Source organism: Rummeliibacillus pycnus, from assembly GCF_050459865.1.
GTDB lineage: Bacteria > Bacillota > Bacilli > Bacillales_A > Planococcaceae > Rummeliibacillus > Rummeliibacillus pycnus_B.
Map to the genome: position 1 here is coordinate 84139 of NZ_JBCMNM010000077.1, position 22864 is coordinate 107002.

Consider the following 22864-nt stretch of genomic DNA (forward strand, 5'->3'; position numbering starts at 1 on the left):
AAAGTGAAGCAGCGTATTATTACGGCTATAATTGCCGCTGCACTGTTTATACCATTCGTCATCTATGGTCAATTACCATTTACCATTTTGATTTACGCAATGGCAGCAGTAGGTTTATATGAAATATTGAAAATGAGAACAATCTCGTTGTTCTCAGTACCAGGAATCATTGCATTATTTACCTTGTTTATCATATTAATGCCTGATGACTGGGCAAATACTGTGCATGAAGTTACAAACTATTCAAAGATTGAATATGTATTCATCGCAACTATTTTATTGCTAATTTATACTGTACTGGTAAAAAATAAATTTACATTCGATGATGTAGGCTTTTTATTAGCAAGTGCTATGTATGTTGGAATTGGATTCCACTTCTTTATTACAACGCGAGCAGAAGGATTAGCATATGTTGTCTATGCATTGGTTATTGTATGGACTACGGATTCAGGAGCATACTTCATTGGTAGAAAGCTTGGCAAAAATAAACTTTGGCCAGAAATTTCTCCAAATAAAACAATAGAAGGTTTTGTTGGGGGAATCGTTGTAGCAATTATTTCCGCAATTATTTTCCAATTAATTGCGGAAATAGATAAATCTTATGTGACATTAATTATTGTAACGATTGTAGCTTCTGTATTTGGTCAATTAGGTGATTTAGTAGAATCGGCAATTAAACGTCATTATGGTGTAAAGGATTCAGGGAAAATACTACCCGGGCATGGTGGGATATTAGACCGCTTTGATAGTCTATTATTCGTTTTACCATTACTTTATTTCTTGCACTTCATAGGATAAGGGAGATCTTTTAAATGAAATCAATTAGCTTATTAGGAGCAACTGGCTCCATTGGCTTGCAAACACTAGATATTGTAAGAGACCATGCAGATGAGTTTGAAATCGTTGCATTTGCAGCAGGCAAAAACATTGAAAAAACAAAAGAAATTATTCGTACATTCAATCCGAAATTAGTTTCTGTGCAATTAGAGGAAGATGCACAATCTCTTTCTAAAGAGTTTCCTCATATTGACTTTTCTTTTGGGCCAAAAGGTTTAGTAGACGTAGCTACTTTCTCAGATGCAAACGTTCTATTAAATGCAGTATTAGGAAGTATCGGTCTTGAAGCAACTTTAGCAGCTATACGTGAAAAAAAAGCCATTGCCATTGCCAATAAAGAAACGCTTGTAACTGCTGGCCACTTAGTAATGAGTGAAGCAAAAAAATACGGGGCACCTATTTTACCAGTAGATAGTGAACATTCAGCTCTTTGGCAATCCATGCAAGGGGAAAATCGTAAATCTATATCTCGCCTTATCCTTACTGCTTCAGGTGGTAGTTTCCGAGATCTAACACGTGAAGAATTAGAAAATGTTACGATGAAAGAAGCTTTAAAGCATCCGAACTGGTCAATGGGAGCGAAAATTACTATTGATTCTGCTACCTTGATGAACAAAGGATTAGAAGTAATTGAAGCAGCTGTATTATATGACATGCCATATGACAAAATTGATGTATTGATCCATCGGGAAAGCATTATTCACTCAATGGTTGAATATCATGATACAAGTATAATGGCTCAATTAGGTACACCAGATATGCGAACACCAATTCAATATGCATTAAGCTATCCTGAGAGATTACCACGATCCACAGCTGAAAGATTAGATTTAGCAAAAATCGGTCAATTGCATTTTGAGAATGTAGATCTAAAACGTTTTCGATGCTTAGATTTCGCATACCAAGCAGGCCGTATGGGTGGTACAATTTTGACAGTTATGAATGCCGCAAATGAGGCAGCTGTTGGTGCATTTTTGCAAGAGAAAATTAAATTCCTTGAAATTGAAGACATTATCGAAAACATGATGAACAATCATGTGAACATTCAACATCCAGATTTAGAAACTATTTTACATGTTGATAAAGAAACGAGAAAAACAGTTCAAACCATGATAAAATAGCAGTAGAAGTTATTTTACAAAGCTTGAGAAGGTGGGATTCCATGCAATCAATCATTGCATTCATCGTAGTATTCGGTTCCATCGTATTTTTCCATGAACTAGGCCACTTTATTTTTGCTAAACGATCAGGTATATTAGTGCGTGAATTTGCAATTGGCTTTGGTCCTAAAATATTAGGAATCACTAAAGGCGAAACATTATATACAGTTCGTTTATTGCCGATGGGTGGCTATGTCCGCATGGCAGGAGACGATGCAGATGTGGTTGAACTTCAACCAGGGTATCGAATTGGAATGCTATTGAACGATCAAAACGAAGTAACGAAAATCGTTTTAAATCAAAACAAGCAGTTGCCAGACATGCTCTTTTTAGAAGTAGAAAAGGCAGATCTTCAAAAAGAATTATGGGTTGAGGGTTATGATGAAGATGAAAAGCTTGTACGTTACAATATAGCGCGCAATGCGGTCATCGAAGAAAATGGTAGCGAATTGATTATTGCTCCTTATGACCGTCAATTTAATTCTAAATCAGTGGGCAAACGAGCAATGACAATTTTTGCTGGTCCACTATTTAACTTTATCCTTTCAGTGATAATATTTATTGCTATCGCACTAATGACAGGTGTGCCAACATATGAACCAGTCATTGCAGGTGTTGTAAAAGATAGTCCAGCAGCTGTAGCAGGATTGGCAAAAGGTGATGTTGTCAAAGCAATTAATGGCAAGTCGATTGATAGTTGGCAAGAACTTTCAGATGCAATTCAAAACAGTCCTGAAAAAAAATTAACTTTAGATATTAATCGTGATGGTAATCATGAAACACTAAATGTGACACCAACTAAAAAGACAATTGATGGACAAACAATTGGCCAAATTGGGGTTCAATATCAAAGTCCTGTAGAAAAAGGTCCATTAAAAGCAATTGCATTTGGATTTACAGAGACATTTCATTGGATCATTAAAATCTTTACAATTCTCGGATCATTAATTACAGGTGGATTTTCGATTGATGCATTATCAGGCCCTGTAGGTATTTATAAAGCAACTGAAGAAGTGGCGAAATATGGTGCTGTTAACATTATGAACTGGGCAGCTGTTTTAAGTATTAATTTAGGTATTATGAACTTACTACCTTTACCTGCTTTAGACGGAGGTCGTTTATTATTCTTCGGATTCGAAGCTGTTCGTGGTAAACCAGTTGATCGTCAAAAAGAAGGAATGGTTCATTTCGTTGGGATTGTATTATTAATGATTCTCATGATTGCAGTAACTTGGAATGATATACAACGGTTCTTCTTTTAATGTACACTAATTAAACATAGCTCAAAGTGAGGTTTTTTTGATGAAACAAAGCAAAACATTTATCCCAACTTTGCGCGAAATACCCGCTGATGCAGACGTTAAGTCTCATCAGCTCTTATTACGTGCAGGTTTTATTCGCCAAAATACAAGTGGTGTTTATTCATTCTTACCATTAGGAATAAAAGTACTTCAAAAAATCGAACAAATCGTTCGTGAAGAAATGAATGAAGCAGGTGCTGTTGAATTATTAATGCCTTCATTACAACAGGCTGAATTATGGCAAGAATCAGGTAGATGGGAAGCATATGGTCCAGAATTAATGCGTTTAAAAGACCGTCATGATCGCCAATTCGCGCTTGGACCAACACATGAAGAAGTCATTACATCATTAGTACGTGATGAAATAAAATCTTATAAAAAGTTGCCTTTAACTTTATATCAAATTCAAACTAAATTCCGAGATGAAAAACGCCCTCGCTTTGGATTATTACGTGGTCGTGAATTTATCATGAAAGATGCATATTCTTTCCACGCAAACGAAGAAAGTTTAGATGAAACATATCAAGCGATGGTTAGAGCATATACAAATATTTTCACTCGACTTAGTTTGAAATTCCGTGCAGTAATTGCTGATTCTGGTTCAATTGGTGGTACAGATACTCATGAATTCATGGTACTATCTGAAATCGGTGAAGATACTATTGCCTATTCCGATGAATCAGATTATGCAGCCAATATCGAAATGGCTGAAGTAAACGTTGATTATACACATTCAAGTGAAGAAATGCAGGATCTTGAAAAAGTAGCAACGCCAGATCAAAAATCAATTGATGATGTGGCAACTTTCCTAAATGTTAAACCAGAACAATGTATCAAAACATTAGTATTCAATGTAGATGATGAATTAGTAATCGTTCTTGCTCGTGGTGATCACGAAATTAATGATATTAAACTAAAACATGCATTAGATGCTGAATCTGTGGAATTAGCAGAAGAAGATGCTATATTTGAATTATTAAATAGTCATGTAGGTTCACTAGGACCTGTAAAATTACCTGTGAATGTGAAAGTTATAGCAGATAATGCTATTAAATCAATTCGCAATGGTGTAAGTGGAGCAAATGAAGATGGCTATCATTATATGAACGTAAACCCAGGAAGAGATTTTGCAATTGATCGTTTTGAAGACTTACGTTTTGTGCAAGTTGGTGACCCAACACCCGATGGCAAAGGAACAATAAAATTTGCAGAAGGTATTGAGGTCGGACATGTCTTTAAATTAGGAACAAAGTATAGCGATTCCATGAATGCAACATTCTTAGATGAAAACGGACGTACACAACCATTTATCATGGGCTGCTATGGTATTGGTGTTTCTCGTGTTATGGCTGCAGTTGCAGAACAATTCCAAGATAATTACGGATTTGTATGGCCAAAACAAGTTGCCCCTTATGATATTCACTTAATCTCTGTAAATGAGAAAGATGAAACACAAAAAGGATTAACTGAAGACCTATACAAATTACTACAATCATATCGTTACGATGTGTTATACGATGATCGTAAAGAACGCGCTGGAGTTAAATTTGCAGATGCTGATTTAATCGGATTACCAGTACGAGTAACAGTTGGTAAAAAAGCTTCAGAAGGTATTGTTGAAGTTAAATTCCGTCAATCAGGTGAAACATTCGAATGGGCGAAAGAAGAATTAGTCGATCGTTTAAACAATTTCTTTCACGCTGAATAAATAACGATAAAAATTAGGTCATTTAAGGAGAGAAAGTACATTTGTGCTTTCTTTTCTTTCTTTATTTGACCCTATTAAATATAATGTAGGGGTAAAGAAACCATTTAAATCATAATGGAATTGTGTTCTATATCGGTATGTTTATCTATAAAAACAATATAAAAGTGTGGGTGAATCCCCTAACACTCCTGTATTTGCCGAACTATTAGTAAATGTAAGAAAGTAGGTGGGAAGATGGCAAACGAACAAGATTCAAAACTTAAATTTCAGCTATTATTACAACAGATTAATATGACAGAAGACGTCTTGATGCCTTTTTTCGAAGAGGCTGAAATGACAAGGATGACTGTGCAAAAAAAAGAACGTGTTTGGCGCTTTTCATTGAAATTACAAAATATATTACCTTTTCGAGTCTATCAAGATTTCCAAATGCGTATAGATGCAGCATTCTCTCAGATCGCGAAAGTACATGTTCAGATAGAAGCTGTAAATCAACAATTAACACAACAATTAATTTCAGATTATTGGTTAAAGATTGTCGAAGAAATTGATGAAATGTCCCCACCGCTTAGAGAAGGATTAGCAAAGCAGTTCCCTGAATGGAATGGACAAAAGCTAATATTAAATTGCCAACAAGAATTCCAATTAACTACATTAAAAAATAAATATGCAGAAGTATTATCAGAAGTATATATGCAATGTGGCTTCCCTCATATGGCTATCGATTTTCAGTTAAAAGAAACAACTGAAGAACTAGCTGAACAACAGCAAGCATTTCTTGAACAACGTCGCAAAGAGGAAGCTGCTTTTGCACAAAAAGCCGTTATGGATATGCAAAAACGCGAAAAAGAAAAACAAGAAAATCCTGATTTGTCCGATCTTGCTGATAGACCTTTCCAATTGGGTATCCCAATTAAACCGGATGAACCTATGATGGAAATTCACCAAATCCAAGATGAGGAACGACGAATAGTAATTGAAGGATTTGTTTTCGATGTGGAAGTAAAAGAATTACGAAGCGGGCGGTCATTGTTAACAATTAAGTTAACCGATTACACCGATTCTATTTTGGTCAAAATGTTCTCTCGTGATAAAGAGGACGCAGCTCTTATGCAAATGGCTAAAAAAGGAATGTGGCTAAAAGTACGTGGTTCTGTTCAAAATGATACGTTTGTTCGTGATTTGATTGTAATGGCTCAAGATATGATGGAGATTAGACCAACATTAAGAGTGGACAAAGCGCCAGAAGGGGAAAAACGTGTAGAGTTACATTTGCATACACCGATGAGTCAAATGGATGCTGTCTCCTCAGTCGATTCGCTTGTAGGTCAAGCAGCAAAATGGGGGCATCCTGCAATAGCAATTACGGATCACGCGATAGCACAATCGTTCCCGGATGCTTATAATGCAGGTAAAAAGCATGGCATTAAGATTATTTATGGTATTGAAGCAAATTTAGTCAATGATGGTGTTCCAATTGCTTACGATGATCAACATCGTTTTCTTGAAGAAGACACATTCGTAGTATTTGACGTGGAAACAACAGGATTATCTGCAGCATATGATACGATTATTGAACTTGCTGCAGTAAAAATTAAGAATGGTGAAGTGATTGATAAATTTGAAAGCTTTGCCAATCCACATCATCCACTATCTGCTACAACGATTGAATTAACAAGTATTACGGATGATATGGTAAGGGATGCACCTGAAGTTGTAGACATGATTGCGAAATTCCATGATTTTATAGGAGATGCTATCGTCGTTGCACATAACGCAACATTCGATATTGGTTTCCTTTATGAAGCCTATAAAAAAGCAGGAATTGATGATTTCCATCATCCTGTAATTGACACTTTAGAGCTTGCACGTTTCTTGCATCCAGAAATGAAAAACCACCGATTAAATACATTGTGTAAAAAATTCGGTATTGATTTAACACAACATCACCGTGCCATTTATGATACGGAGGCAACGGGCTATTTATTGTTACATTTATTAAAAGAAGCCGATGAACAAGATATTAAATATCATGATGACTTCAACAAACATATAGGTGAAGGGGATGCTTATAAAAGAGCACGTCCTACACACTGTACAATTTTAGCTGTAGATAATGATGGACTAAAAAATCTATTTAAACTTGTGAGTGAATCACATGTTCAAACATTCTATCGAGTGCCCCGAATTAAACGTTCTTCATTACAAAAATATCGTCAAGGACTACTAATAGGTACGGCTTGCGATAAAGGTGAATTTTTTACAGCAGTTATGCAAAAATCGATGGATGAAGCGATGGAAGTAGCGAAATTCTATGATTATTTAGAAGTACATCCTAAAGCTGTTTATGCGCCTTTAATCGAAGCCGAATTGATCCGCGATGAATGGAATCTAGAAGATATTATTCGTAAAGTTGTGAAAATCGGGAAAAAATTAGATAAACTGGTGGTAGCAACTGGGAATGTGCATTATTTAAGTGAAAATGATGCGATCTTCCGTAAGATTCTATTGCGCTCACAAGGTGGTGCGAATCCGTTAAATCGTTATGAGCTGCCAAAAGTTCATTTACGTACTACAGATGAAATGTTGCAAGATTTTGCGTTTTTAGGGGAAGATATAGCGAAAGAGATTGTTGTAACGAATTCGCAAAAAATCGCAAACACGATTGGGGATGTCGTACCGGTAAAAGACAAATTATACACTCCCCGTATTGAAGGAGCGGACGAAACAGTTCGTGATATGAGTTATAATATGGCACATAAAATTTATGGACCAAACCTACCCGAAATAGTAGAGGCGCGTCTTGAAAAAGAATTAGGCTCTATTATTGGCCATGGATTCTCTGTTATTTACCTTATATCACATAAGCTAGTAAAAAAATCATTAAGTGATGGCTATTTAGTAGGTTCGCGTGGTTCAGTAGGTTCGTCGCTTGTCGCGACAATGATGGAGATTACAGAAGTTAATGCATTACCACCTCATTATATTTGCCCAAATTGCCAACATGTTGAATTCTTCAACGATGGTTCTGTCGGTTCAGGTTTTGACTTACCAAACAAAGATTGCCCTGAATGTGGTGCACACTATAAAAAAGATGGGCATGATATTCCATTCGAAACGTTCTTAGGCTTCAAAGGGGATAAAGTACCCGATATCGATCTAAACTTTAGTGGTAGTTATCAACCACGTGCTCATAACTATACGAAAGTATTGTTTGGTGAAGATTATGCGTATCGTGCGGGAACAATTGGTACAGTAGCTGAAAAAACAGCTTATGGTTATGTAAAAGGCTATGCAGCAGACCATAATATTAATATGCGTGGCGCTGAAGTTGATCGACTCGTACAAGGTTGTACAGGTGTAAAACGAACAACAGGTCAGCACCCTGGTGGTATTATCGTAGTGCCTGATTATATGGATATTTATGATTTCTCACCATTTCAATATCCAGCAGATGCACAAGATGCTGAATGGCGTACAACACACTTTGATTTCCACTCCATTCACGATAACGTGCTAAAACTTGATATACTTGGACACGATGATCCGACAGTTATTCGTATGCTACTTGATTTAACTGGGATTGATCCAAAAACGATCCCTACCGATGACCCTGAAGTAATGAAAATCTTCACTAACCCAGATTCACTTGGTGTGACTGCTGAACAGATTAATTGTAAGACAGGTACACTTGGGATTCCAGAGTTTGGGACGAGATTTGTACGTCAAATGCTAGAAGAAACAAAACCTTCTACTTTCTCTGAACTTGTTCAAATTTCAGGTCTATCACACGGTACAGATGTATGGCTAGGAAATGCTAGTGAATTAATCGAAAATGGAACTTGTGTGTTATCTGAAGTTATTGGATGTCGGGATGATATTATGGTTTATTTAATCTACCAAGGTCTTGAACCCTCATTGGCTTTTAAAATTATGGAACATGTCCGAAAAGGGAAAGGATTAACAGAAGATATGGAAGCAGCTATGAGAAAAGAGAGCGTTCCGGAATGGTATATTGATTCTTGTAAAAAGATAAAATACATGTTCCCTAAAGCTCACGCAGCTGCTTATGTATTAATGGCGGTCCGTATCGCATACTTTAAAGTACACTTCCCAATTGTGTACTACTGTGCTTACTTTACTGTACGTGCGGATGATTTCGATTTAATCGCAATGGTAAATGGCTCTCAAATGATTCGTGCACATATTGAAGAAATTGAAGCAAAAGGTCTAGAGGCATCAACAAAAGAGAAAAGTTTATTAACTGTATTGGAACTATCACTTGAAATGTGTGAGCGTGGTATGTCATTCCAAAAAGTTGATCTTTATCGTTCTGATGCAACAGAATTTGTTATTGATGGCGAAAGTTTAATCCCGCCTTTCAATGCAATTCCGGGACTTGGAAATAACGTTGCCTATGCAATTGTAAAAGCAAGAAAAGAAGGGGAATTCCTTTCTAAAGAGGATTTGCAAATTCGTGGTAGGGTTTCGAAATCATTAATTGAGTATATGGATAAATTAGGTTGCTTAGAAGGGATGCCAGACGCGAATCAACTCTCTCTCTTCTAGGGCTAGTTGCATTTGCTGCTTGATTGTGTTATAATTTAAACAATTATTTGTTGATAGAACGGCAGCAAAAGAGTGGGATTTCCCGCTCTTTTCTGTTGTTATGACAACTATGTGAGTCAGGAGGATTGTATGAGCAAAGTTACAACAGAAGTAGAACAACTAGTAACGCCAATAGTAGATAGTCTAAACCTTGAATTAGTCGAAGTTGAATTTGTTAAAGAAGGTCAAGATTGGTTTTTACGTGTTTACGTGGATACTCCTGAAGGAAGCATTGACATTGAGCAATGTGCTCAAGTAAGTGAATTATTAAGTGTAAAACTTGATGAAGTTGATCCAATCGAACAAAATTATTTCCTTGAAGTTTCCTCTCCAGGGGCAGAACGTCCACTTAAAAAAGATGCAGATTTTGAAAAAGCCATTAATCAATTTGTGCATATTAAATCATATGAAGCCATCAATGGTATGAAAGTATTTGAAGGATATTTAAAATCATACACAGACGAAGGCGCTGAACTTACTGTACAGATTAAAACAAGAAAAATTACAGTTCTAATTCCGAAAGATAAAATTGCAAAAGCTCGCTTAGCAATTGATTTTTCTGCAGAACGTTAAACTTTAGGAGTGAAATAGACAATGAGTAAGGAATTAGTCGGTGCACTAAGCGCACTTGAATCCAAGGGTATCTCAAAAGAGGTGATCGTTGAAGCAATTGAAGCTGCACTAATTAATGCATATAAAAAGAATTATAACCAAGCGGCAAATGTTCGTGTGGATTTGAATTTAGAAAAAGGCACAATGCATTTATATTCTCGTAAAAATGTAGTTGAAGAAGTGGAAGACGAACGTTTAGAAATTTCTTTAGCAGATGCACAAAGAATTAATCCTAATTATGAATTAGGGGATATTGTCGAAGAAGAAGAAACACCTCGTAACTTTGGACGTATTGCAGCAACTACTGCAAAACAAATTGTTACACAACGTTTCCGTGAAGCAGAACGTGGCATTGTATATGAAGAATATGTAGACCGTGCTGATGATATCATTAATGGTGTAGTAGAACGATTGGATGCTCGTAATATCTATGTAGGTATAGGTAAAATCGAAGCAGTTCTTCCTCAAAACGAACAAATTCCAGGTGAAGTTTACAAACCTCATGATCGTATTAAAGTATACATTACGAAAGTTGAACGTACTTCTCGTGGACCTCAAGTATTCGTTTCTCGTACTCATCCAGGTCTATTACGCCGCCTATTTGAACTTGAAGTGCCTGAAATCTTTGAAGGTACAGTAGAAATTAAGTCAATCGCACGTGAAGCGGGTGATCGTTCTAAAATCTCTGTTGTTGCTCACAATGAAGAAGTAGACCCAGTAGGTTCATGCGTAGGTGCAAAAGGCGCACGTGTTCAAACAATTGTTAACGAATTACACGATGAAAAAATTGATATCGTGGAATGGTCAGAAGATCCAGTAGTTTTCGTAGCAAACGCTTTAAGTCCTTCTCAAGTGTTAGATGTACAAGTAAACGAAGAAGAAAAATCTACAACTGTAGTAGTTCCTGATTATCAATTATCATTAGCAATCGGTAAACGTGGTCAAAATGCAAGATTAGCTGCAAAACTAACTGGTTGGAAAATTGATATTAAAAGTGAAACAGATGCAACTGAATTAGGAATTTATCCTCGTCCAGAAGCACAAACTAATGTATATGAAGATATAGATGAAGAATCAACAAATAGTGAAGTTGTTGAAGTGGACCTATATAAAGACGACGAAGAATAGTGAAGAGTAGAATGGTTGGTAGGATCGTATTATTTCTTACCAATCGATTCTTAACGCCAGAGGAAAGGTGAGTTCTGATGCCGATCAATCGTAAGGTACCTTTAAGAAAATGCATCGCTACAGGCGAAATGCTTCCTAAGAAAGAAATGATTCGTGTCGTTCGTACAAAAGAAGGAGAAGTCACTGTTGATGTAACGGGAAAAAAATCCGGCCGTGGTGCGTATGTTTCAAAATCTGAAGCAGCCATCAAAACAGCTAAGGAAAAGAACGTATTTGAACGTCAACTTGAAGTGAAAGTTCCTGATCAAGTTTACGATGATTTAATGGCAATCGTTCGTAAGGAACCATCAGCATGAATAAAGAACAAGCAATTTATAACTTATTAGGTTTAGCCACTCGTGCTCGTAAAGTGGTTACTGGAGAAGAACAAGTAATTAAAGAAGTTCGGGGACAAAATGCAAAACTTGTGATTTTATCAACGGATGCTTCTAAAAATACACGAAAAAAAATGCAAGATAAATGTAAGTCTTTTAACGTTGAGCTACATGAATTTGCGACAAGAGATTATCTTGGACACGCTATGGGTAGGGAGGCGAGAGTTTCCGTAGCTATTATGGACAGTGGTTTTGCAAAAAAACTGTCTGAGCTACTCAACGAAATCTAACCGGGGGTGAATACATGACAAAGTTACGAGTTCATGAATATGCGAAACAAGTAAGTAAGTCAAGTAAAGAAGTAATTGAACAGTTATCTAAGCTCCAAATTGATGTAAAAAATCATATGTCTATGTTAGAAATAGAAGCGATTAGCAAATTGGATGGTGTATATAAAAAGAATAGTAGTACACAACCAACTCAACAAAATGAACAATCTAAAGGACAGCCAGGAACTGGTCCTGTAGCAAGAAAAGAGCAACCCTCTTCTAGTCCTGCTCAAACAAAACAAAAAATTACCCAAGGAAGTACTATGAATAATAATTCGACTTCAAAAGATCAATCAAAATCAAAACAAAATACAACTAGTAGCAATAGCCAAGGCCGTTCAAATAATAACAATAATAATAACAACAACCGTGGTGGGCGTGGAAACAATGCGCAAGGTGGAAACCGAAACAATAATCAAAGACGAAAACCGGGTATCAATGGGGGACAACGTCGTAAAAATCGTCCTCAACAAGCACCACAACCAGCTGTGAAGAAGGAACTGCCAGAAAAAATTACTTTCTTTGAATCCTTAACAGTTGGAGATTTAGCGAAAAAACTTGGACGCGAACCATCTGAAATTATCAAAAAATTATTTATGCTTGGCAGTATGGCAACAATCAATCAAGAACTAGATCAAGATGCCATCGAGTTAATCTGCGCTGATTACGGTGTAGAAGTAGAAGAAGAAGTACGTATAGATGTAACAGACCTTGATACTTATTTCGAAGAAGATGAAAATGAAAATCAAGCAAATATCAAAGAACGTCCGCCAGTGGTAACAATTATGGGACACGTTGACCATGGTAAAACAACATTATTAGACTCAATTCGTAATACAAAAGTTACTGAAGGTGAAGCTGGTGGTATCACACAACATATTGGTGCATATCAAGTGGTTGTAAAAGGCAAGAAAATCACTTTCTTAGATACACCTGGACACGCAGCATTTACAACAATGCGTGCACGAGGAGCAAAAATCACCGATTTAACTATTTTAGTTGTAGCTGCAGATGATGGTGTAATGCCTCAAACAATTGAAGCTATTAACCATGCAAAAGCTGCAGAAGTTCCAATTATCGTAGCTGTCAACAAAATGGATAAACCAACATCAAACCCAGATCGTGTAATGCAAGAATTAACTGAACATGGTTTAATTCCTGAAGATTGGGGTGGCGATACAATCTTTGTTCCAATCTCAGCTTTAAAAGGTGACGGCATCGATCAATTATTAGAAATGATTTTACTTGTTTCTGAAGTAGGCGAGTTGAAAGCAAACCCTAAACGTCGTGCAATTGGTTCAGTTATTGAAGCTCAATTGGATAAAGGTCGCGGTTCAGTTGCTACATTATTAGTACAAAACGGTACTTTAAATGTTGGCGATCCAATCGTAGTAGGTCATACATACGGTCGTGTCCGTGCTATGGTCAACGATTTAGGTCGTCGCGTAAAATCTGCAGGTCCATCAACACCAGTTGAAATTACTGGTTTAAATGAAGTGCCACAAGCTGGAGATCGCTTCGTCGTATTCGAAGATGAAAAAACAGCCCGTCAAGTTGGGGAAGCTCGTGAATCGACTGCTATCCAAGCACAACGTTCAGAAAAACAACGTGTAACACTTGATAACTTATTTGATCAAATGAAACAAGGCGATATGAAAGAATTAAACCTTATCGTTAAAGCAGACGTTCAAGGTACAGTAGAAGCTATGGCTGCATCTCTTATGAAAATTGATGTAGAAGGCGTAAACGTGAAAATTATTCATACAGGTGCCGGAGCTATCACTGAATCAGATATCTCACTTGCTGCTGCTTCTAACGCAATCGTTATTGGATTTAACGTACGTCCAGACGTTAATGCAAAACGTGCTGCTGAAGCAGAAGGCGTAGATATTCGTCTTCACAGAATTATTTATAAAGTAATCGAAGAAATCGAAGCTGCGATGAAAGGTATGCTTGATCCAGAATTCGAAGAAAAAGTAATTGGATCTGCTGAAATTCGTGAAACATTTAAAGTTTCTAAAGTAGGTACAATTGCTGGTGGTTATGTAACTGAGGGTAAACTAACACGTGATAGTGGCGTTCGAGTTATCCGTGATGGTATTGTAATATTTGAAGGTGAATTAGATTCTCTTAAACGTTTCAAAGATGATGCTAAAGAAGTCGCTAGAGGTTATGAATGTGGATTCACAGTAAAAGGCTACAACGAGATTAAAGTTGGAGATGAAATTGAAGCATTTATCATGGAAGAAATTAAACGCTAATGATCATGTATGCAGAGTGTGAATTCTTCGTCCCTTCTGCACATTCGCTAAAAGAGAAAAGAGCAGTATTACAGCGTATGATTACTCGTACAAAACAAAAATACAATGTCTCAATAGCGGAAATTGATCATCAAGATGTTTGGCAAAGAACACTTCTAGCACTTGTTTCCGTTGCATCCTCACAACAGGCAGCCGAAAAAGAGCTTGGGCGGGCAATTGCTTTTCTCGAATCTAATCCTGATTGGCAATGCCTTAACATACAACGAGAGTTTTTATAGAAATTGAGGTGAAACGATTATGTCAATGCGTTCAAACCGTGTTGCAGAACAAATGAAAAAAGAACTTGCGGATATTATTAGTCGTAAGTTAAAAGATCCACGTGTTGGATTTGTTACTGTAACAGATGTAGATGTAACAGGAGACCTACAACAAGCTACGGTATTTATTACTTGCTTAGGTTCAGAAAGAGAACGTCAAGATACGATGAAAGGTCTAGAAAAAGCAAAAGGCTTTATTCGCTCTGAGATTAGTCAACGTATTCGTTTACGAATTACACCTGAAATTTCATTTGAGTTTGACTCATCTGTTGAGTATGGTAATCGAATTGACAATTTGTTACGTCAACTTCACGATTCGCAAGAATAATAATCGATAGAAGCCTGCAGATGAAAAAATTTGCAGGCTTTTTCTAATATAAAGCGCGACCTCGTGTCGTAACGGCTATCTGACCCACATCTTGTGGGCCAGTGTTAAACACTAAATTATAAATTATAAGCAAAGGAGTGAACATGTATGCAGCATGGCATTCTCCCATTATGGAAAGAAAAAGGCATGACATCTCATGATTGTGTATTTAAAATCCGTAAAATCCTACATACAAAGAAAGTAGGGCATACAGGGACATTAGATCCAGGTGTTGAAGGCGTATTACCTATTTGTATTGGCAATGCAACAAGACTTGCTGAATATTTAACAGATGCAGGTAAAGTTTATGAAGCTGTGATTGAAATTGGAACGACCACGACAACAGAAGATGCTGAAGGTGAAGTTGTAGAAGAAGATAAATCGGAAAAACATCTAACTCGTACACAAATTCTGGAGGCATTAAAATCATTAACAGGTGTTATTTCTCAAACACCGCCCATGTTTTCAGCTGTTAAAGTGAATGGTCGTAAATTATATGAATATGCAAGACGAGGTGAAGTTGTTGAACGTCCAACTCGTCAAATAACGATATATGCTTTAGATTTATTGGATGATGACGAAGTGTATGAAGGAAAGACTATTACTTTTCCAATTCGTATTGCATGTAGCAAAGGTACGTATATACGTACTTTAGCTGTTCAAATAGGTGAAGCACTTGGATATCCTGCTCATATGGCTTCATTAGTACGTACAAAATCAGGTGCTTTTACAAAAGATGATTGTGTCACATTAGACCAATTACAAGAAAAAGTAGACAATGAACAATTAAATGATTGTATTAAACCATTAGAATTTGCATTGATGGAATTTCCACATATTGAAATGACACCAGATATTAAGAAGAAAATTATGAATGGCCAAGTTTTACCAATGCACCCTTCTCTTGAAGAACATGATAAAATAGTTTATATGGAAAATAACAAAGCGGTTGCTGTCTACGTGAAGCATCCAGAGAAAAAGGGACTTATGAAACCAGAAAAAATGTTCCCAAAAGTTGATTAGGAGGCACTAGCATGAAAGTCATTCAACTGATGTACCCTCATCAGATTAGTTCAAAGTATATTGAGGGACCTTACTCTTTAGCAGTTGGGTTTTTCGATGGGGTACATCGTGGACACCAAGCTGTTGTAAAAGAAGCAAAAATACAAGCAACAAATAAAAACTTAAAACTTGCGGTTATGACATTTGATCCGCATCCTTCTATTGTTTTAGGGCAACGTAAAGAACAAGTATTTTACATTACGCCATTAAAACAAAAACTAGAAATTTTAGAAGAACTAAAAGTGGATACAGTATTTGTCGTTCGATTTACTTCAGATTTTGCTAAATTATGCCCTCAACAGTTTGTAGATATATTTATCCGTAATTTAAATATAAAACATGTGACAGCCGGATTCGACTTTACATTTGGTGAGATGGGAAGAGGTACGATGAAGGATTTACTAGATATGAGTAATGAAGATTATGAAGTTTCAGTAGTAGAAAAGCAACAACAAGAATCAGAAAAAATCAGTTCAACAAATGTTCGTCAAGCGTTAAAAGAGGGAGATATGGAGCGAGTTCGTTTGCTTTTAGGACGCCCATTCCAAATACCTGGTATTGTTGTTCATGGGGACAAGCGTGGCCGACAAATTGGTTTCCCAACAGCGAATGTTCAAGAGGCTGAAGGTTCCTTTATTCCAGCGACAGGTGTTTATGCGGTTCGTATACTAGTTCAAAATGAATGGCATGATGGTGTATGTAATGTGGGATATAAACCAACTTTCAAAAATCCTGATGAAAAGAATTTAACTATTGAAGTATATATTAATAACTTTGACAAAAATATCTACGGAGAAGAAGTAAAAGTGGATTGGTATAAATATCTTCGTGGTGAACAAAAATTTGATGGAATCGAATCATTAAAAGCTCAAATCGAATTAGATAAACAGCATGCATTGGAATATTTGAGTCACTGCTAGTTCAATTAATTATAGTTGCATGAGTGAAATCTTTATGTTAATATTTCTAAAGTGACTTGCATAACAAGTTACTTAACCATTACTTGGCACATCGAATCACCAACGAGTAGCTCAGTAATTGGGGATATTTCAATTTAGGAGGTGAATAGGATGGCACTAACACAAGAACGTAAAAACGAAATCATTGCTGAATACCGTACTCATGAAAGTGATACTGGTTCACCAGAAGTTCAAATCGCTGTCCTTACGGAAGAGATTAACAACTTAAACGAACATTTACGTGTTCACAAAAAAGACCACCACTCTCGTCGCGGTTTATTCAAAATGGTCGGACGTCGTCGTAACTTATTAAAATACTTACGTGAAAATGACGTACAACGCTACCGTGAAATCATTACTAAACTCGGCTTACGTCGATAAAATGCAATTTTGTGAAAGCGGGCTTGTCCCGCTTTTTCTTTATGCTTCAATAAATATAACCTCCTATTTAATAATTGAAACTGAAGTTTAGAGAAATGTTTCGCAAAGCATAATTTTTTTTGATAAACTACAAGTAACTACATAACATAAACATATATGTGATTAGGTTTTCTTTTTAAGAGAGGAGTTCAATACATGAACGAGAAAAAGGTTTTTACCTATGAATGGGCAGGACGACCTTTGCAAATTGAAGTTGGTCAGCTCGCAAAACAAGCTAATGGGGCCGTAATGGTACGTTATGGAGAAACAGCTGTATTATGTAACGCAACAATGTCCAAACATCCTAAACAAGCAGATTTCTTCCCATTAACAGTAAACTACGAAGAAAAATTATACGCTGCTGGTAAAATTCCAGGCGGATTTATTAAACGTGAAGGACGTCCTTCTGAAAAAGCGGTTCTTACATCTCGCTTAATCGACCGTCCGATTCGACCTCTTTTCCCAGATGGCTTCCGTAACGAAGTACAAGTTATTTCGATGGTCATGTCTGCAGATTCAGATTGTAGTACAGAAATGGCAGCAATGCTTGGTTCATCATTAGCACTTATGGTGTCTGATATTCCATTTGATGGCCCAATCGCCGGCGTTCAAGTAGGTATGATCAACGGTGAATTCATTGTTAACCCAACAGTTGAACAATGGAAAGATTCTATTATCAACTTAGCAGTTGCTGGTACAAAAGATGCTATTAACATGGTTGAAGCAGGGGCTTTAGAAGTACCAGAAGAAACAATGCTTGAAGCGATTATGTTCGGACATGAAGAAATTAAAAAATTAATCGCATTCCAAGAAGAAGTTACTGCTCAAGCTGGTAAAGAAAAAATTGAAGTTGTACTTCATGAATTAGATGCAGAGTTAACTGCAGTAATCACTTCTGAATATGAAGAAAAGATGAATGCAGCAATCCAAACTCATGAAAAACACGCTCGTGACGAAGCAATTGAAGCTGTAAAAGCAGAAGTTGTAGCGAAATATGAAGAGCAAGAAACAGACGAAGAAACATTAAAACAAGTAAATCAAATTTTAGATAAAATGGTGAAAGAAGAAGTTCGCCGTTTAATCACTGAAGAAAAAATCCGTCCAGATGGTCGAAAATTAGATGAGATTCGTCCTTTATCTTCTGAAGTAGGTTTATTACCACGTACACATGGTTCTGGCTTATTTACACGTGGACAAACTCAAGCATTGTCTATTTGTACTTTAGGTGCATTAAGTGATGTTCAAATTATTGATGGTCTTGGAGTGGAAGAATCTAAACGCTTTATGCACCATTATAATTTCCCACAATTCTCTGTTGGTGAAACTGGTCCAATGCGTGGCCCTGGTCGTCGTGAAATCGGTCACGGTGCTCTAGGTGAACGTGCATTATCAGCAATTATTCCAGATGAAAAAGACTTCCCATATACAATTCGTTGTGTATCAGAAGTATTAGAATCAAATGGTTCAACTTCCCAAGCTAGTATTTGTGGATCATGTCTAGCTCTTATGGATGCAGGTGTACCAATTAAAGCACCGGTTGCAGGTATTGCAATGGGTCTTGTTAAAAAAGGCGATTATTACTCAATCTTAACAGATATTCAAGGTATGGAAGATCACCTTGGAGATATGGACTTTAAAGTGGCAGGTACAGCTAAAGGTGTAACAGCACTTCAAATGGACATTAAAATTGATGGACTTTCTCGTGAAATCCTTGACGAAGCTTTAGTTCAAGCAAAACGTGGTCGTATGATTATTCTTGACTCAATGCTTGCTACTATTTCTGAATCAAGAAATCAATTATCAAAATATGCACCAAAAATTAAAAGTATCAACATTAATCCAGATAAAATCCGTGATGTCATCGGACCGGGTGGTAAACAAATCAACAAAATCATTGAAGAGACTGGCGTGAAAATTGATACAGAACAAGATGGAACAATTTTCATCTCATCTTCTGACGAAGCAATGATTAACCGTGCAAAAGAAATCATCGAAAATATTGTTCGCGAAGCAAAAGTGGGCGAATATTATATGGGTAAAGTAAAACGTATCGAAAAATTTGGTGCATTCCTTGAAATCTTCCCGGGCAAAGATGGTTTACTACACATCTCTGAAATTCAAGAAGAACGTACAAAAGCAGTAGAAGACGTTTTGAAATTAGACGATGAATTAATGGTAAAAGTAATCGAAATCGACCGCCAAGGCCGTGTCAACCTATCACGAAAAGTAGTGATTAAAGAAGAAAAAGAACGCGCTGAACAACAATAAAAGCTGAACGTGCTCGTAAAACGTTGAATAAAATGTTTGTTTTCATTTTAGTTTTACATTCACAATTAAAAATCACGAGGTTGTCGGTTTCGTATGAAACGGCAACCTCTTTTTTACATAAGGAGGAGTCCATTTGGTTACAAAGCATATATGTCAAAATGGCGTTCGTATATTAGTTGAAAAGTTACCTTATGTTCGATCTGTTTCCATGGGGATATGGGTCAATATAGGTTCGGGCAATGAACGTCCTGAAGAAAACGGCATCACACACTTTATCGAACATATGCTATTTAAAGGTACATACAGTAGAACAGCTAAAGAAATTGCAGAATCTTTTGACCGAATTGGAGGACAATTAAACGCCTTTACTTCAAAAGAAAATACGTGTTACTATGCCGTAACCCTAGATCATCATGCAATTGAGGCGATGTCCATATTAGCTGATATGTTTTTCCATTCTAAATTTGAAGAAACAGATATTGAGAAAGAGCGACAAGTCATCTTTGAAGAAATGGCGATGGTAGAGGACACACCTGATGATGATGTGGATGAAAGACTTTGGAGCGTAATGTATCCAAATCATTCGATAGGGGCTCCTATTTTAGGAACTGAAGAAACGTTAGCAACTTTTACAAAAGATAAAATTGAAACTTATATGTCTGAAAATTATACACCAGATAAAGTGGTCATCTCAGTTGCAGGAAATGTTACAGATCAGCTTCTAACATCAATCATTACTCTATTTGATCAGTTTAATAACTCATCAGTTCAATCGAAAAAAATTGCAACAATACCAATGTTTGTTCCAGGACAGACAAAAAAAGATAGTAATACTGAACAATCACATCTTGCCATAGGTTACGAGGGGCTGGCAGTTAAAGACACTGATTTAGTCAGTTTACTTGTAGTCAACAATATATTAGGAGATACGACATCCTCTAGACTATTCCAGCAAGTACGAGAGGAAAAGGCATTAGCTTATTCTATTTTCTCCTATTATTCTGCATATGAGCATACAGGAGCTTTTATGATTTATGGTGGTACATCACAAGATAAACTTACTCTACTAGAAGAAACTATTCTTCAAGTAACAGAGCAGATGATAAATGATGGAGTATCGAAAATCGAAATTCAATATGCCAAAGAACAATTAGAAAGTAATTTATTACTCGGACTTGAAACATCGAATGATTTCATGAATCGAAATGCTAAAAACGAGCTTATATATGGTAAAGATAAAACAGTAGAAGAGACTTTAAAAGACCTATATGCTGTTGATGAAGAAAGTGTATATCGAGTTATTCAAAAGCTGTTAACAAAACCATATGCAAAATCATTAATTCAACCTGCTAAGGGGATATAAGTTTGTCTCCTTAGCTTTTTTATGCACGGGAAAAGCTTGGGCTACATACACTGTTAATACGGGAAAAGGAGGGATTGAATGCTCTTATCGGAGCTTGCAGACAAAGAGTTGATTCAGATCAAAGATGGTGTGCGTTGTGGATTACTCGCTGAAACAGAGTGTTTACTTAATGCTAAAACTGGCCAAATCTACGGTTTTGAATTAGTTCAAAAAGGTTATCGCTTACCTTTTCAATCAAAAGAAAATAAAACACAATCATTTATTCCTTGGACAGAAATTGCTTTAATCGGCGAAGATCGAATTTTATTTAAAAAAACTGAGCCTTTAACATCGGGGTATATTAAATGACAATGGAAAAATGGCTTATATTGGGTAAGGATTTACGGTTTAAGGAATTAGCGTTGCAGCTTTCTCTTGATTTTGAAAAAGTAATTTATAAGTATACAAATACATGGAACGACGAAATACAACAGATTGTTTTGACTGAGAAACCACAGAGAATTGTATTGCCTATTCACGCAGTTGATTTACCTAAATATGCTTTTGAGGGGTTACAGAAAGATACAGCCATATTTGTTGGTAAAAGTAATCAAACATTACAGCAGGAACTTCAATATCTAGATGAAAATCGAGTGATTTACTATTTGCAAGATGAATCTTATATATGGCTAAATGCAAGGTTAACATCAGAAGGGATGCTATGTGCATTTTATGAACTTGAGAGTGCTTCAGTTTATGGAAAATCCTTTTATATTACAGGATTCGGTCGAGTAGCAAAAATGCTTGCATACATGTTGCATAAATTAGGGGCAAATGTCCATATACTAGCACGTTCAAATAGTCAAATTCAAGAGGCAATTGCGTATGGATATGTTGCTGCGCAGCTATTACCTGAAAATATGACACAGCCTTATTATTTGATCAATACAATCCCAAATAAATGGTTTACAGATGAATTTATTCAACAATTTGATCATTCGGTAAAAATCTTTGATGTAGCATCAGCTCCAGGATGCTTAAATGTTGAGGATGACCAAAGTGTAGACTATAAATTACTTCCTGGATTACCTGGAAAGTATTTTCCACAAGATGCAGCAAATCTATTGGCACAAGTAATCATACGTAAAAATAACGAACTAAAGGAGGGATAAAGTGTTAGAGGGAAAACGTATTGGCCTTGGCATAACTGCATCTCACTGTACGTACGAAGACGTAATACCTAAAATTACATCTCTAACAGACCAAGGAGCAACTGTTGTACCAATTATCACAAATTCGGTATTAACAGCAGCTACACGTTTCGGAACAGGTGAAGAGTGGATTCAAAAGATAGAAGCATTAGCAGGTCATGAAGTAATTAAAAGTATCGTAGAAGCAGAACCTTTTGGGCCTTCCAATCCCGTGGATTGTATGGTTATTGCTCCTATGACAGGAAATTCAATTAGCAAATTTGCAAATGCAGCAACTGATTCGCCAGTTTTAATGGCGGCTAAAGCAACTTTACGAAATGGAAGTCCAGTTGTATTAGGAATTTCAACAAATGATGCCCTTGGATTAAATGGAGTTAACGTCATGAAGTTATTAAATACCAAAAACATCTACTTCATTCCATTTGGTCAAGATAGTCCGACTGGAAAACCGAATTCCTTAATATCTGATTTTTCGCAATTATTACCTACGGTTGTAGCTGCCTTAGATAAGAAACAAATACAGCCTTTGCTGATTCAATATACTAAATAATATAATTATTATATAAAATTCGTACTAGTTGTGATACAATAGCGCCATTA

The 22864-nt window shown here is 36.4% G+C and carries 20 protein-coding genes; all 20 read left to right on the forward strand.

What is annotated here, in order from left to right; genetic code table 11:
• Nucleotides 1–3 precede the first annotated feature (3 nt).
• The 20 genes from ABE048_RS15750 (at nt 4) to ABE048_RS15845 (ending at nt 22814) form a co-directional block, all read left to right on the forward strand.
• The gene (locus ABE048_RS15750) at nt 4–798 is read left to right on the forward strand and encodes a phosphatidate cytidylyltransferase (RefSeq protein WP_430312220.1); all 795 of its coding nucleotides are present in this window, start codon (nt 4–6) and stop codon (nt 796–798) included.
• A gap of 14 nt (nt 799–812) precedes the next feature.
• Nucleotides 813–1958, forward strand: coding sequence for a 1-deoxy-D-xylulose-5-phosphate reductoisomerase (gene dxr, locus ABE048_RS15755; RefSeq protein WP_430312221.1), 1146 nt, complete (start codon nt 813–815; stop codon nt 1956–1958).
• A 41-nt stretch (nt 1959–1999) separates the two neighbouring features.
• Complete coding sequence (rseP, locus tag ABE048_RS15760) at nt 2000–3259, forward strand: RIP metalloprotease RseP (RefSeq protein WP_430312222.1); 1260 nt, start codon at nt 2000–2002, stop codon at nt 3257–3259.
• A 40-nt stretch (nt 3260–3299) separates the two neighbouring features.
• Complete coding sequence (locus ABE048_RS15765) at nt 3300–5006, forward strand: proline--tRNA ligase (protein ID WP_430312223.1); 1707 nt, start codon at nt 3300–3302, stop codon at nt 5004–5006.
• Between the two features lie 234 nt (nt 5007–5240).
• Nucleotides 5241–9575: a PolC-type DNA polymerase III gene (locus ABE048_RS15770; protein WP_430312224.1), complete on the forward strand. Its 4335-nt coding sequence runs from the start codon at nt 5241–5243 to the stop codon at nt 9573–9575.
• A 129-nt stretch (nt 9576–9704) separates the two neighbouring features.
• Complete coding sequence (rimP, locus tag ABE048_RS15775; protein ID WP_430312225.1) at nt 9705–10187, forward strand: ribosome maturation factor RimP; 483 nt, start codon at nt 9705–9707, stop codon at nt 10185–10187.
• A 21-nt stretch (nt 10188–10208) separates the two neighbouring features.
• Entirely contained in the window at nt 10209–11354 is a 1146-nt protein-coding gene (gene nusA / locus ABE048_RS15780) for a transcription termination factor NusA (protein WP_430312226.1), read from the forward strand.
• A 77-nt stretch (nt 11355–11431) separates the two neighbouring features.
• Nucleotides 11432–11710, forward strand: a complete 279-nt coding sequence (gene rnpM / locus ABE048_RS15785; RefSeq protein WP_430312227.1) for an RNase P modulator RnpM — start codon at nt 11432–11434, stop codon at nt 11708–11710.
• On the forward strand, nt 11707–12018 hold the full coding sequence (locus ABE048_RS15790; RefSeq protein ID WP_430312228.1) for a YlxQ family RNA-binding protein: 312 nt from the start codon (nt 11707–11709) through the stop codon (nt 12016–12018). Before rnpM ends, ABE048_RS15790 begins: the two co-directional genes overlap by 4 nt.
• Before the next feature lie 14 nt (nt 12019–12032).
• The gene (gene infB, locus ABE048_RS15795) at nt 12033–14318 is read left to right on the forward strand and encodes a translation initiation factor IF-2 (RefSeq protein WP_430312229.1); all 2286 of its coding nucleotides are present in this window, start codon (nt 12033–12035) and stop codon (nt 14316–14318) included.
• Entirely contained in the window at nt 14318–14596 is a 279-nt protein-coding gene (locus ABE048_RS15800; RefSeq protein ID WP_430312230.1) for a DUF503 domain-containing protein, read from the forward strand. Before infB ends, ABE048_RS15800 begins: the two co-directional genes overlap by 1 nt.
• A gap of 19 nt (nt 14597–14615) precedes the next feature.
• On the forward strand, nt 14616–14963 hold the full coding sequence (gene rbfA, locus ABE048_RS15805; protein ID WP_430312231.1) for a 30S ribosome-binding factor RbfA: 348 nt from the start codon (nt 14616–14618) through the stop codon (nt 14961–14963).
• Nucleotides 14964–15110: 147 nt separating this feature from the next.
• Entirely contained in the window at nt 15111–16025 is a 915-nt protein-coding gene (gene truB, locus ABE048_RS15810; protein ID WP_430312232.1) for a tRNA pseudouridine(55) synthase TruB, read from the forward strand.
• Nucleotides 16026–16036: 11 nt separating this feature from the next.
• Nucleotides 16037–16984 carry a bifunctional riboflavin kinase/FAD synthetase gene (locus tag ABE048_RS15815; protein WP_430312233.1) on the forward strand — a complete coding sequence of 316 codons (948 nt, stop codon included), beginning with the start codon at nt 16037–16039 and terminating at the stop codon, nt 16982–16984.
• 150 nt (nt 16985–17134) lie between these two features.
• Nucleotides 17135–17404 carry a 30S ribosomal protein S15 gene (rpsO, locus tag ABE048_RS15820; protein WP_066785740.1) on the forward strand — a complete coding sequence of 90 codons (270 nt, stop codon included), beginning with the start codon at nt 17135–17137 and terminating at the stop codon, nt 17402–17404.
• Between the two features lie 195 nt (nt 17405–17599).
• Nucleotides 17600–19711, forward strand: a complete 2112-nt coding sequence (gene pnp, locus ABE048_RS15825; RefSeq protein ID WP_430312234.1) for a polyribonucleotide nucleotidyltransferase — start codon at nt 17600–17602, stop codon at nt 19709–19711.
• A 133-nt stretch (nt 19712–19844) separates the two neighbouring features.
• Nucleotides 19845–21074 carry a M16 family metallopeptidase gene (locus ABE048_RS15830; RefSeq protein WP_430312235.1) on the forward strand — a complete coding sequence of 410 codons (1230 nt, stop codon included), beginning with the start codon at nt 19845–19847 and terminating at the stop codon, nt 21072–21074.
• Between the two features lie 78 nt (nt 21075–21152).
• On the forward strand, nt 21153–21422 hold the full coding sequence (locus ABE048_RS15835) for a YlmC/YmxH family sporulation protein (protein ID WP_430312236.1): 270 nt from the start codon (nt 21153–21155) through the stop codon (nt 21420–21422).
• Entirely contained in the window at nt 21419–22225 is an 807-nt protein-coding gene (locus tag ABE048_RS15840) for an NAD(P)-dependent oxidoreductase (protein ID WP_430312237.1), read from the forward strand. Before ABE048_RS15835 ends, ABE048_RS15840 begins: the two co-directional genes overlap by 4 nt.
• 1 nt (nt 22226) lies before the next feature.
• Nucleotides 22227–22814, forward strand: coding sequence for a dipicolinate synthase subunit B (locus ABE048_RS15845; protein ID WP_430312238.1), 588 nt, complete (start codon nt 22227–22229; stop codon nt 22812–22814).
• Nucleotides 22815–22864: the final 50 nt, after the last annotated feature.